This is a genomic window from Photobacterium carnosum (assembly GCF_002849605.1).
Taxonomy (GTDB): Bacteria; Pseudomonadota; Gammaproteobacteria; order Enterobacterales; family Vibrionaceae; genus Photobacterium; species Photobacterium carnosum.
The window spans coordinates 52,217-65,704 of record NZ_NPIB01000017.1; the positions used below are offsets into that span (position 1 = coordinate 52,217).

Annotated in this window: 11 protein-coding genes; 8 read left to right on the forward strand and 3 right to left on the reverse strand. The window is 38.7% G+C overall.

The annotated features are described in order from the left end of the window. Nucleotides 1-217: 217 nt before the first annotated feature. Nucleotides 218-1,471, reverse strand: coding sequence for a leucine-rich repeat-containing protein kinase family protein (locus CIK00_RS13695; RefSeq protein WP_101769398.1), 1,254 nt, complete (start codon nt 1,469-1,471; stop codon nt 218-220). 231 nt (nt 1,472-1,702) lie between these two features. Here CIK00_RS13695 and CIK00_RS13700 point away from each other — a divergent pair, with 231 nt between their 5' ends. The 8 genes from CIK00_RS13700 (at nt 1,703) to CIK00_RS13735 (ending at nt 10,299) form a co-directional block, all read left to right on the forward strand. Continuing rightward, the gene (locus tag CIK00_RS13700) at nt 1,703-2,422 is read left to right on the forward strand and encodes a L,D-transpeptidase family protein (protein ID WP_101769399.1); all 720 of its coding nucleotides are present in this window, start codon (nt 1,703-1,705) and stop codon (nt 2,420-2,422) included. A gap of 130 nt (nt 2,423-2,552) precedes the next feature. Then, complete coding sequence (locus CIK00_RS13705; RefSeq protein WP_101769400.1) at nt 2,553-3,014, forward strand: TetR family transcriptional regulator; 462 nt, start codon at nt 2,553-2,555, stop codon at nt 3,012-3,014. A 221-nt stretch (nt 3,015-3,235) separates the two neighbouring features. Continuing rightward, nucleotides 3,236-4,651, forward strand: coding sequence for a TolC family protein (locus CIK00_RS13710; protein WP_101769401.1), 1,416 nt, complete (start codon nt 3,236-3,238; stop codon nt 4,649-4,651). Further along, the gene (locus tag CIK00_RS13715) at nt 4,651-5,625 is read left to right on the forward strand and encodes an HlyD family secretion protein (protein WP_101769402.1); all 975 of its coding nucleotides are present in this window, start codon (nt 4,651-4,653) and stop codon (nt 5,623-5,625) included. The genes CIK00_RS13710 and CIK00_RS13715 overlap by 1 nt, the downstream gene beginning before the upstream one ends. Nucleotides 5,626-5,629: 4 nt before the next feature. Next, nucleotides 5,630-6,814: an ABC transporter permease gene (locus CIK00_RS13720; RefSeq protein ID WP_101769433.1), complete on the forward strand. Its 1,185-nt coding sequence runs from the start codon at nt 5,630-5,632 to the stop codon at nt 6,812-6,814. Further along, on the forward strand, nt 6,801-7,943 hold the full coding sequence (locus CIK00_RS13725; RefSeq protein ID WP_101769403.1) for an ABC transporter permease: 1,143 nt from the start codon (nt 6,801-6,803) through the stop codon (nt 7,941-7,943). Before CIK00_RS13720 ends, CIK00_RS13725 begins: the two co-directional genes overlap by 14 nt. Nucleotides 7,944-8,138: 195 nt before the next feature. Further along, complete coding sequence (locus CIK00_RS13730) at nt 8,139-8,594, forward strand: outer membrane lipoprotein (RefSeq protein WP_101769434.1); 456 nt, start codon at nt 8,139-8,141, stop codon at nt 8,592-8,594. 418 nt (nt 8,595-9,012) lie between these two features. Next, nucleotides 9,013-10,299 carry an MFS transporter gene (locus CIK00_RS13735; protein WP_101769404.1) on the forward strand — a complete coding sequence of 429 codons (1,287 nt, stop codon included), beginning with the start codon at nt 9,013-9,015 and terminating at the stop codon, nt 10,297-10,299. A gap of 98 nt (nt 10,300-10,397) precedes the next feature. Here CIK00_RS13735 and CIK00_RS13740 read toward each other — a convergent pair whose 3' ends face one another. Then, nucleotides 10,398-12,377, reverse strand: a complete 1,980-nt coding sequence (locus tag CIK00_RS13740; protein ID WP_101769405.1) for a flavohemoglobin expression-modulating QEGLA motif protein — start codon at nt 12,375-12,377, stop codon at nt 10,398-10,400. After that, nucleotides 12,364-13,389: a glutathione synthase gene (gene gshB / locus CIK00_RS13745; RefSeq protein ID WP_101769406.1), complete on the reverse strand. Its 1,026-nt coding sequence runs from the start codon at nt 13,387-13,389 to the stop codon at nt 12,364-12,366. The genes CIK00_RS13740 and gshB overlap by 14 nt, the downstream gene beginning before the upstream one ends. Between the last annotated feature and the right edge of the window lie 99 nt (nt 13,390-13,488).

The window sequence follows — 13,488 nt, forward strand, 5'->3', positions numbered from 1 at the left end:
TTTAAGCTGTTATGTTCATGATAGTCAAGCGAGATGATATGAGTAAATGCGTATTATAATGGCTTGTAAGAAGATGATTTCACATTAACCACTTGAATTATAATAACTTGTATTCATATTGATGTATGGGGGATTGGGTGTTTAACTTACTCAATTTATGTGTCTTATGTGATATTGATAAATTGAGTAAGGGTATTAAAGAGAATAATAATGATAATTAAGCAGTAATATAATGTTGAGCTTGAGTGTGTAGTTGCTGATATTGCGCTGTTTGTTGATCTTGATTGTGACAAATAGACAATAAATCTTCAATAAAGTAACCGACAGCTCGCCATTCAATAATGGCAATTTTTTGTTGCTGCTCAATGGTTAAATCATCATAAATAGATGCCGCCCCAAAATCACCCACTAAAATATTAGCATTGTCGTCAACCAATACGTTATGTGCATAAATATCACCATGAGCTACACATCGTGTTTGCATATGGCTAATTACCGCTGTCATTTGTTCAACAATTGTCACTATAGCTGCAATTGACAGTGTAAATTCAGCAGGAAATGTGTCACGAGTGCAAGTAATGAATGTTGGCGGTAATCCAAGATTATGATAATGCGCGGGAATTAAAGCCATTATTAATGCGAGATAATTGGGTTCACTCACTTGTGCTAATGATGCCACTAAATTGGAGTGCGCGCCTGTTTTTAAACACGCATTTAATTCATCTTGTGGATAACCGTCAGAGGTAACTTGTCCTTTAAAGACTTTGACGGCAATATCGTTATTAAGTTGATGTGGGTTAGAACGCCATTGAGCCAAAGATATAACCCCCGAAGCCCCTTGTCCTAATACTTTATCTAGCTGGTAATCACTTGAAGCAACATAAGGCAGTGAATTAGTCACATGTTGGTGACGATTGAAATCATTTCCTGAAAAAGCAATCCATGCTAATTTTGGTAAATCTAATAATTGATCTGGAAAGACAGTTAATGCATTTGCGGATAATCTAATTAATTGTAAGTTAACTAATTTATCCATAGAAAGCGGTAGCGCCGTTAGGGCATTACCCGCTAGCGCCAGTTTTTGTAAATGAATACAATCGCCAATGGCTTCAGGAAGTGCGGCTATTTTATTGTCAGTTAAGATTAACCAACGTAATTTTTTAGGCAGTGCAGCTGCATTAACAGTAGTAATCTTATTTGATTTAAAACCGATCATTTCAAGATTAGGACAAGCCCCTAAAATGGTAGGTAATTCAGTGAAATTGTTATTTGAAATAAAAAGAATACGTAATTTAGTGAGCTGACTGAAACTCTTAGGTAAATGGCTTAATTGGTTGTTAGTCAGATCTAATACTTCTAAGCTGCTCGCGAGCGTTAGAATCTCTTTAGGAAAGTGTGTCAGTTGTTCGCTTAAAGTTAAATATGTGGCGCCTTCAAGTTGGCCTGAGCGTAATTGTTCTAACGTATGCAAAATCGTCTCATTTTTAATTGGATATAATTTATAGACGCTATTGTAAAGATTTTAAAGAGTTAGATCACGACTACTGTAGAAGTTTACAATTTCATTAAAACATGGTTATAAAGTGGTGGTTGTTTAATCAATAATTCGAGTAAACTAGTACAATTCAGCCATAGGTCATGGTTGGTTATAAGTAAATTACCGCAATGTTATGCGTGTAGAAAAATTATCATTGAGGGTCGTGTGCTAAAGAACGTTATTTGTCCATTAATGCTAGTGTTAACATCAATCAGCTGCGCCCGCGCAGAATCATTATATATCCCATCATCAACGTATGCATTATATCCACCGACAGGCAGTCGTACTGTTAGTGACGTTATGAGCCGTTATTCACCTTTTGTTGAGCCTCGATTAAAACGGTATTTTGATAATGTCGGATTACACTATCCGCCACAAAATATTGCCTTATTTGCGATGAAACAAGAGCAGAGTGTGGAATTGTGGGCTAAAGAAAAGGATAAATGGTCTTACGTAAAACGTTACGATATACAAAAAATGAGTGGGCACACGGGACCAAAAATGCGTGAAGGTGATAAACAAGTCCCCGAAGGTATTTATCAAGTGTCTTTGTTAAACCCAAATAGCCGTTATCATTTATCAATGAAGCTTAATTACCCTAATGCATTTGATCAAAAATATGCACAATTAGAAGGACGGACTTCACCTGGGAGTAATATTTTTATTCATGGGAAACAAGCATCGGTTGGCTGCTTAGCAATGGGCGATTATGCGATTGAGGAATTGTTTTTATTAGCTGAACGTACGGGTATTGATAATATAGAAGTATTGATTAGCCCGCATGATCCAAGAAAAGGTCGATTATTAGCCGCAAATACGCAACCTTATTGGACTAAAATTTTATATCGTGACATTGAGCAACATGCAAGAAAATTTAATCGTTAATAATGTGGGTTAACCCTAGTTAAGCGAAAAACATTTTGTAATACTACAGCGAGCCAATATTCTTGACACGATTATTTCGAGTAAAGTGTATTATCGTTGCATAAAATGATTAGAACAGAGCCAACGCATTATGCCCAAGCGTAGTAAAGAAGACACAGAGATCACTATTCAAACCATTATGGATGCAGTGATTGAGCAAATACTGACCTTAGGTTACGATAAAATGTCGTATACCACCTTGAGTAACCAGACTGGAATTTCAAGAACAGGTATTAGCCACCACTTCCCTAAAAAGCAAGATTTTGCTCATGCTCTTGATGGACGTCTCTATCATCTCTTTGTTGATAAGTTGGATCTAACCGGTGATTTGCAGGTATTTGCAACAAGCTGGTCTGCTGCATTGGAAGATGAAAAATTTCGCGCAATTTTACGATTATTATTTCATCATATTTCTTCAGCTGAAACATCACATGAATTTGCTCATCATGGCATTGAGCGTTTGTTTATGCTTTGTGAGCAACGTTACGGTAAACAAAGCATTGTTGAATTAGAGTGTTTATTAGGACGTTCATTAATTCGTTTAGCGCGTTAATTATTGCTTATTGAATAACGGTGATTTTTTGACTAAATATTAATAGCCCACATTATTGTGGGCTATTTTGTTTGTCGATTAAAATGACATTTATGTTTTGCTTAATAAACGATAATTAAAATAACGTAATATTTTAATTATCTGTTAAAATTTATCGTTTTAGAGTATCTGCTCTATATTTATAATTACGCATTGGCTGGAAAGAGGTTAAAGGTTCGTACATGAAAATTAGGCCATTGATGGTGAAGCATCTGACAATTGCATTATTCGCAATCGTACCAATGGTACAGGCAGCCCCCGTCAGTTTTAACGATGCATGGTATACTGTAGTAACCCAAAATGATGGTTTAGCCGCAGATCGTGCCAGTGTTGAACAAGCACAATATATGCAAGATGCAGCTAAAGATTTGTATTTCCCCAAGGTGACCGTTGGGGCAAATTACACCCGTTTAGATCATGATATTAAATTATCACCAGCGGATGTTTTTAGTAGTACATCTGCCTCAAATACTGACATTGGTAAAGTTATTAATAACATTATTTCTAACTCACAATTAAATTCTGCTTTGACTTCAAATATCTCTGATCGGGATGTGTTTACTAGCTCTATTCGTGCGATTTGGCCAATATTTACTGGTGGTCGTATTAACGCTGCGCAAGATATTGCTCAAGGTAAAACAGATCAAGCAAAATACATGCTAGCAATGCAACAACAAGCAAAATTTGAAGATTTATCCCGTTTTTATTTTGGGGTTGTATTAGCAAAGAATGTATTACAAACACGGACAGAAGTTGCAACTGGCTTAAAACATCATTATCAAGATGCGGTTAAGCTTGAACAGCAAGGTCAAATCGCGCGAGTTGAGCGTCTACAAGCGCAAGCTGCGTATGATAAAGCCAAAGTAGAACAGCAAAAATCCCTTCGCGATTTAGAAATTGCCCAAGTTGCTTTAACACAGCTATTAAAACAATCAACACCAGCGATGCCATCGACAGGGCTGTTTATTAATAACTCACTGCCACCTATGTCTGCTTTTGTTGATAAAACTTTAGCGACGTATCCCGGTTTGCATATTTTGGATGCGAAGCGTAAGCAAGCGGGTGGCTTGATTGAAGTTGAACAAGGTAAATATTATCCTGAAGTCTATTTATATGGTGATTATAATTTGCATGACAGTGGTAGTTTAGCCGCAAAAATGGCCCCTGATTGGGCGGTTGGTGTGGGTGTTAGTGTGCCATTAATTGATAACTCTGGTCGTTCAGGCAAATTAAGTGCTGCCCATTCAATGGTGACACAAGTTAACCATTTACAAGCACAAGCTCAGCAAGATCTAACAGTATTAGTTGAAAAAACTTACCGTGAAGCGAAACAAGCATTAGAAGAATATAACGGCCTCGCATCTAGCTTGGCATTGGCGAATGAAAACAGTTTATTGCGAGAAAAAGCCTTTGGACAAGGGTTATCAACATCATTGGATGTTGTCGATGCTGAACTTTTTGTTGCCAGCATTAAAACGCAACGTTTAGCGGCCGCTTATCAATATGTAGCTTGCTTAACTCGCTTGCTTGCTATTAGTGGCGAAATGAATACATTTAAAAATTATCAGCAATACCAAGGGATCGAGGTCAAATTATAATGAGTAAGTTAAAAGCAATTGCAGTTGCTATTCCTGTTATCGCAGTGGTTGGATGGCTCGGCTATACCTTTTGGCATGCTTATCAGCCGCAACCTGAACGTATGCAAGGTCAAATTGAAGCCCAACAATATAATATCGCGTCTAAAGTACCTGGGCGTATTGATAAAGTCTTAGTACGTAAAGGCGATGAAGTTCAGCCTGGACAATTAATTTTTACCATTTTAAGCCCTGAAATTGACGCTAAATTAGAACAAGCACAAGCAGGAGAACAGGCTGCAGGTGCACTAGCGCAAGAAGCAGAAAAAGGTGCACGTATTCAACAAATTGCGGCAGCGAAAGATCAGTGGGGGAAAGCCAAAGCGGCAGCCGCATTGATGCAAAAAACCTATGTTCGGATTAATAACCTTTATAAAGACGGTGTATTAGCAGAACAAAAACGTGATGAAGTGTATACCCAATGGCAAGCCGCTCAATATACAGAAAGTGCTGCTTTCCAGATGTACCAAATGACGAAAGAAGGGGCTCGAGTTGAAACTAAACGTGCAGCCCAGGAAAAAGTAAAAATGGCAGCAGGGGCTGTTGCTGAAGTTCAAGCCTATGTTGCGGATACTAAAATAAGTAGTTGGCATAAAGGTGAAGTGTCACAAGTGTTGCTGCATGATGGGGAATTAGCACCACAAGGTTTCCCTGTGGTTAATATTATTGATATTAGCGATGCATGGGCTGTCTTTAATGTGCGTGAAGATAAATTAAAGGACTACCTAGAAGGTAAAACTTTTGAGGTCACTATTCCTGCTTTAGGTCATAAAAGTTATCAATTAAAAGTCACTCATGTGGCAGTCATGGGCGATTTCGCTACTTGGCGTGCAACTGATACCGCCAAAGGTTTCGATATGCGAACATTTGAAGTTGAAGCTCGTCCAACTCAACCTATTAGTGGTTTACGAGTCGGCATGAGTGTGATTGTTGAGTGATGATATGGTTGTCTATTCAGCAATAAAAAACGAGTGGCGTACTCTTTGGCAAGATAAATGGTTGCGGGCACTGGTGGTTTGGTTACCTGCATTATTGTTTCTTACTATGTGGGCGATTTTTGCGACCGGTATTGCACGTAACTTGCCTGTTGGTGTGGTTGATCTTGATCATAGCCAGATGTCGCGTCAATTAACCCGTTATATTGATGCCAGTCCAAGCATGGCGGTGACACGTCAGTTTACCGATGATCACACTGCTAGTGCGGCGATGCGTGCTAATGATATCTATGCGATGGTAGTGATCCCTGATAACTATGAAAAAAATGTTAAGTTAGGTCAAGCGCCACAAATTACAACATTTTATAATGGTCAATTTATCTTAATTGGTAAAGTTATTAGCTCGGCAATGCTGCAAGTTGAAGGCACTTATAATGCTGGTGTTGAAGCAATGCGGAACATGAGTTCTGGTGCGCCAGTACCTTTGCAAGCATTAGGAATGGCTGTTCCTATTCAAGCCCAAATAACCCCTTTGTTTAACAGTAATAGCCATTATGGCCAATTTTTAGTTTCAGCGATTATTCCCCCTATTTGGCAAATATTAATTGTAGCGACGACCGTGTTGGCATTAGTACATGAGGCTCGTGGTCAAGGGCTGTGGCGTTGGTTAGCACACACTCCGTGTCAAAAATTATTAGGTAAGTTACTTGCTTATTCTGGTTTGTTTTTGATTCAAGGTGTGTTGTTTTTATGGTGGATGTATGTTGCGCTTGATTGGCCGATGCATGGTCAATGGGGAATATTGATTGTCGCACAATTATTAATGGTTTTTGCTTGTCAAAGTATGGGGAGCTTGATTTATTTTGTCGCAATGGAAGCTCCACGCGCAATGAGTTTTGTTGCTGCTTATACGGCACCTGCCTTTGCCTTTATGGGGATCACATTTCCCGCTACTGATATGCCTGTTATTGCTAAAATATGGCGAGGGTTATTACCTGTTAGCCATTATATTGAAGTGCAATTACAACAAGTAGATTATGGCAGTGGTTGGTATCAGGCTTCTCATCAATTATTGGTACTAAGCAGCTTTATGAGTGCTTTATTATTGGCGATGGGATTAATGTTAGTGCGTCGTAGTAAAGCATTCGCTAGTAGAGATACCGTAACGGGAGATCATCATGAGTTGGGGTGATTTATTTAAGCATGAATTAAAAGCTATTTTTAGTAATTTCTCATTAGTGTTTACTGTTTTTGGTGGGGTGGTGTTCTATTCATTTTTATACCCATTGCCGTATATTAATGAATTACCACGAGAACAACGAGTAGCGGTGGTTAACCTTGATCATAGCCAAATGAGCCGTGAGTTAATTAGGATGGCAAATGCCACGCCACAAGTTCATATTACGGAACATCTTGGCAGTATTAATGCGGCTAAAGTTGCGTTAGAAGATCGTCAAGTTGACGGTATTTTAGTGATCCCTAAACATTTTTATCGTGATGTGATGATGGGGACTAGCCCAACGTTAGCTTATGCAGGTAATGCAGCATTATTTTTAGTTTACGGAACGGTGGTTGAAGGCTTAAATAGTGCAGGTAGTGATTTGGCAGTACAAGCGAAAATTAATCGTATGATGCTGACTGGTGATGGTGCAGTTGAAGCAACACAGCATGCGACAGCCATGAAGCTTAATATGCGACCTGTATTTAATGTCACTATGGGGTATATCAACTATGTTGTACCCGCTGTGTTTGTGTTGATCCTACATCAAACTCTGTTAATTGGGGTTGGTATGATGGGCGCGGCAGAAAATGAAGCGCGTGCTGCGGGTAAAACGGGTTATTGGGCGCAATATCCTATTTGGATGGTGATGACGGTACGAGCAGTATTGTTTACCTTAATCTATTTACCATTAGTGATGTATTACTTCGGGTTTACTTATGTTTATTATGGCGTGAATAGGTTGGCATCGATTGATGATTTGATCATGATGATAATTCCGTTTTTATTAGCAGTGATTATGCTCGGAATGATATTAGGTCAATTATTACCTCGTTGTGAATTAGTGACGCTGGTGGTGTTATTGAGTTCGTTACCATTAGTCTTCAGTGCTGGGTTTATTTGGCCACCGTCAGCGATACCGACAGCGATTAATTATTTTGCGCAATTAGCACCTTCTACTGCGGCTATTAATGGCTTTCTTGGGCTTAATCAACTTGGCGCGAGTTTTACGCAAGAGATTGATCGTTGGGGGCAGCTATGGCTACAGTTTATTGGTTTTGCTGGGATCAGTTATTGGTTAATGCGGCGAGCTCGAAAATAAAGTGAGAGCATCAACGAAAAGAGCATATTGATGCTCTTTTTTTTTGCTTTTAAATGTACGCTGTTTTATATTGGTGCTGCTGAGTAAATAAGATGTGGCAAATGTTAAATTTACAGCCACACTTAATAAGTAAAGTTACGTTTAAACTAGTAGGAGGTTGTCTTGAGTTATAAATCAATAGCGAATAAGAAAGTAATGGTTGCGGTAGCGATGATGTTGTCATTAGGTGTCGTGGGTTGTGCTCAAAACCCTTATGGTGATGCATATAATGTTGGTGAAGCTCGCACTATGCAAACGGTTTCGACTGGGACAATTACTAAACTAGATGCCGTAACAATGAGCTCTGATGGTGAAAGTACTATTGGTACGCTTGCTGGTGCAGCTATTGGTGGTATTTTAGGGTCGAAAATCGGTGGGGGTTCAGGCTCTGATATTGCCGCAATTGGTGGTGCATTAGCGGGGGGAGCTTTAGGTAATACTGCGGGTGATGCCGTTGGTAAACGTCAGGGTGTTAATATTGTGATTAAGTTAGAGAGTGGCCGTACTGTTGCTGTTGTGCAGCAGGTCGATCCTAATATGATCTTCCGCGTTGGTCAGCGTGTTGATATTTACCAGCAAGGGCGTACAACGCGTGTTGTTCCTGCAAATTAAGTTGTGATCGCTATTACATATACAAGGCAGTGAATACTGCCTTTTTTATTGACTATTATTTTATAATCGCATAATTACCGTTAGTCGTTGTTATTTAATAGGTAAAGATGTTGGGATATTGTTTTTTTTATGAATGAATATTTTAGTTTTTAACTTAAATAAGATTTTTTGAGTCAATTTCTATAAGGCGTAGTAATTTATTGCTTTTTATTAAATGCTGTTATTTTATAATTTATAGCTTATTACTTCGTTTTATTTGTATTTTTGGCGGATAAAGTTATTAATTTGGTTAGTATATCTAATTGTTAAATGAATAGACTAATGTTTAAATAATGAGCTAATAATTAAATTGTAACTAATTGTATCAAAGAGTACGCTGTGCGCTTTCTAAACACCCTCTTTGAACGACTCATATTTGATGAATAATTCTAAACTAGACGCGACTTATAAACGCCTTCGTTGGCAGATAATTATTACTACTTTCTTAACTTATACTGTGATGTATATCTCAAGAAAAGCATTTGCTGCTGCTGCACCACTATTAATGAAAGATCTCGGCATGACCATGGTTCAATTTGGTTTAGCCTCATCGATTTATTATATTTTATACGGCCTTTCAAAATTTAGTTCAGGCCTTTTAGCCGATAGAATTAATCCTCGTTTATTTTTAGCTCCAGTGTTAGTTGTGATTGCGATTATTAACGTTGGGATTGGTATGACCAACAGCGTTACGATGTTGCTAGTACTCTATTGCTCAACGGCTATTGTCCAAGGTTGTGGTTTTCCACCTATTGCGAAAGCGATCAGCCAATGGTATTCAAAATCTGAGCGTGGTGGTTGGTATTCACTTTGGAATACTTCGCATAATGTTGGTGGTGCATTAGCGCCATTAATTGCCTCTGCTGTGATTGCTTACACAGGTAACTGGCGTTATGCGTTTTATGTGCCAGCCGCTATTACCGCAGTACAAGCCGTTATTGCCGCTATCTTGATGCGCGGTAAACCTGAAAATTACGGTTTACCCAATGTTGGTGAATGGCGTAATGATACTAAACAGCTAGAGATCAATAAGCGCTCTGAAGCTGGTTTGACAATGTGGGTAATGTTTCAACGCTATATTTTGACTAACCCTATTATTTGGTTAGCGATTGGCGGTGATTTATGTATTTACGTGATCCGTACTGTTTCAAGCGATTGGGTAAGCGTTTACTTCGTTGATGTACTACATTGGGACTTAATTCGTTCTAACTCATTAGTAGCTTGGTTTGAGGCGGGCGGTATTTTAGGCGGTCTGACATCAGGTATTATTTCTGATAAGTTCTTTGGTGCAGATCGTTGGAAAACAATTTTAATTTACTGCTTTGTATTGATTGCTGGCATGGTTTGCGTTGCTTTCACTATCCATATGAGCTACTTACTTGTAGCGCTAGGTTTCTTTATCATTGGTGCAGGTATTTACGCGCCACAAATGCTGTTTGCATTAGGTATCATTGAAGCCTCTCACGCGGATGGTGCGGGTGCAGCAACTGGTCTTAAAGGCGGTGTGACTTACATTGGTGCGGCACTGGCTGGTGCGCCAATTGCAATGATTGAAACGGCATATTCTTGGAATGGTGTGTTTATATTACTCGCCGGCATTGCTGTTACTTTAGTTGTTTTAACTTGTGTCATTATTCGTGTTGACAGTAAACGTCTTCCAATGTAATTAATTGATATTATAGTTAATAAAAAGCGACCATTACGGTCGCTTTTTTTATGTATTTTATTCGTAATAATAAAATATTATTGATTTATAACCATAAGTTAACGAATAGACTTCAGCATAAAATCTATCACTGGATCAATCTCTGCTTTAATATCCAGTGCTTTTGGCATAAAGCTTGGCGTATTAAGAATTCCTCGTTCAATTAACTCATCAAGTAGGGGCTTAAATTCAAACCCTGTTTTACCAATGAATAATGACGTTAAGTCTTCAGTTTTATATGCCTGAATGGCATCTTTTAAGCCACGCAAGTAAAGGAAGTCTTTAGTAAAACCACCACCACGATAAGCGCGAGCTGTAATGGTAAATGCTTCATCATCACAAACATCATAATCATGACGTAGACTATTAAAACAGTCATTAAAGTTATCGCCATTGACCATCATTTCGACTGCAACCACACGTAACGCTAATGTTTTTAGGCGATGAAGTGGGAAGTTGCCAGATAAATGCTCACATAAAATGGCAAGACCTTCTTGAGTATGCGTATTACCCGGTAAGCCTAATTGTAAAATTTTAAGAGGTTGTCGTTCAGCATTAACTGAAGTGACAAGGTGAACTCCTAGCTCATGGTGGATCAAGGCATCCAAATCACCTTGGGTAAAGCGACTGTTTGGATTAACCTTTATCACTTTGCCACTCACCATTGCGCGAGCAATTAACTGCTTCGAAGATACTACTTTACAAGGAATATCATAATCAGCAGCTGCCAATTTAAATGCTTCTATTGCATCTTTAGCACTGATGTTTGCAGGCTGTTGCTCTTTATATATACACGCATGTAAAATAAATTTCGCATTAGCAATATCACGCTCATCAGGTTGGCCGTAATAACGTAATGAATTATATAAAAATTCATCAGTACCAATACTACAAAGCAAATCAATACGAACGGCTAGCTGATCGATGACTTTACGGTACATTTTTTGTACATCAGCATCGCGAATAGTTTCAACCGGTAAGCGGTAAAGCTGTTCACGGAACTTATACGGATCTAAATCTAACTGACGATAAGTAAACTGTGGCTGATAACTGTATGGTTTACTTAAAAAACGTCTTTTTTCTTGCTTTAAGTTAGTTGGATTAATATAACTTAAGGTATTGATACCTTTTGCTATTTTATACAACTGACGATCAAGATTAAGTACTTCTTTTGAAAGGTTTGATGCTAATACATCGCTACCTGTAAGCCCTTTGGCTGTGGTACGTTTAGTGATCGTAAATGCCGCATGTTCAGTGATCACTGTTTTCATTGATTCATTCAATTTTTCAATCACGAGTGTGTAGGCTTCACCCCCTTCTTCGTTCATGAAAATCTTCTTCACCTCAATTGGCATAATTAAGGTGTTTTTAAAATGTTGTTTAATGAAGCTCGCTTGGTAGCCTAAGCCTTTAAAAATATCATTCTCAAGTGCGTTGACATCAATATTAGGTAGCTCAACATTGTTAAGACCTTCTAGTAAGACATCAATTTCTTTGCGCCAGCGACGACGATTAATCTGCATTGTACCGACATTAAATGTCGGTGTTGCTGTATCAATACGTTGATAGTTATATGAATGAATATCGTAAATTAGACATAAACCAAATTGCAGCTCTAATGTCTCTACTAAGCATTGTAGAATACGGTAATAACTTTGGTGTTTAGCCAAGGTTATTTCGCGTTCAGTCTCACTAAGAGGCGTTAACCAAACATTTTTTCCCCATGCGTCGTCATAGATGCAGTTTTCAGGTGCACGATTGAGATCATACTCATAACGTGAATCTTCACCTTGCAATACAATCGGCAATGAAGAAATGAAGTCTCCTGTAAAGGGATCTTCTTCGAAATAACGTTCTTCTTCTGTTAACGCACACTGTGATTGCAGTGATTGACGCAATTGATGACCATTATGGATTGCTGTCGCAATGTAAGGTTGATATTCACTAATGCGAATCATCAAGCTACCATCATCAAGATGCGCTTCAAATGGAGTAAGACTACGTATTTTTTCTACAATTTCTAACTCAGTAAGAAGCATCGGCAATTACCTTTCGGAAATCATTTTTGCGGGTGATACCAACCTCTTTAGCCATCACAACGCTCTCTACAAAATCCAGCACATTACGTTGTAGTTTGACACGGTTTAAACGGTTAATACGCGTAATACCGCCAGGGCTTAAAACATTAACTTCAACTAATTTGCCGTTGATAACATCTAAGCCTACAAAATAAAGACCATCACGAACTAACTTAGGACCAATGTGTTTACAAAGTGCTAGTTCTTGCTTCGTTAACACGTGTTTTACTTCGCGACCGCCAGCATGAATATTAGAACGTACATCGCCTTCTGCAGGGATGCGACGCATTGCACCGATAGGCTCACCATTTAGCAGCATGATGCGTACATCGCCTTGCTCAGCACCTTCAATGTAGTCTTGAATAATAACGTAGTTCTGATCATCACCGATGTAGAAATCTAATAGTGATTTCACGCTTGATTTCGCGCTCTTTTCAATCAAGATCACGCCTTTACCACCGTAACCGTTAAGTGGCTTAAGGATCATGCGTTCGTGAGGTGATTCATCAAGAACACGTTCAAGGTAATCACGGTTTTTAGACACGTGAGTAACAGGAATAAATTCTTTGTTTGGATCGGGTAGTGAAGCAGTATAAAGCTTGTTATTTGCTACTCGTAGGCCGTCAATATCATTAACGATAAAGGTGTGGTCACGTACTGAATCAAGGAAATTCAGTGCCATTGTATCTAACGGCGGGTTAGCACGCATAAAAATAACGTCAAATCCTGCTAATGGCAGCTCAGCGTTATTAAATTCAGCTTTACGGTAGAAGCTTGGAATATTGTTTGAGACTTCACCTTTTTTTAATACGTTACAGAAAGCAATTGCCATACTGTCACGCATGGTTAAGTTACTCGGTGTTGTAATGGCCACCGTGTGACCGCGGCTTGCGGCTTCATGAATTAAACGTAAAGTAGAGTCGTTTTCTGCTTCAACGCGTTCCCACGGATACATAACAAAACAAATTTTCATAGCTATACCAAAAAAGTGGCCTGTTAAATTATTGCACAGGCTAATATAAAGAAATAAGCCATCACACAGAGTGGGATGGCCTCATTTTGTTGGCGATTG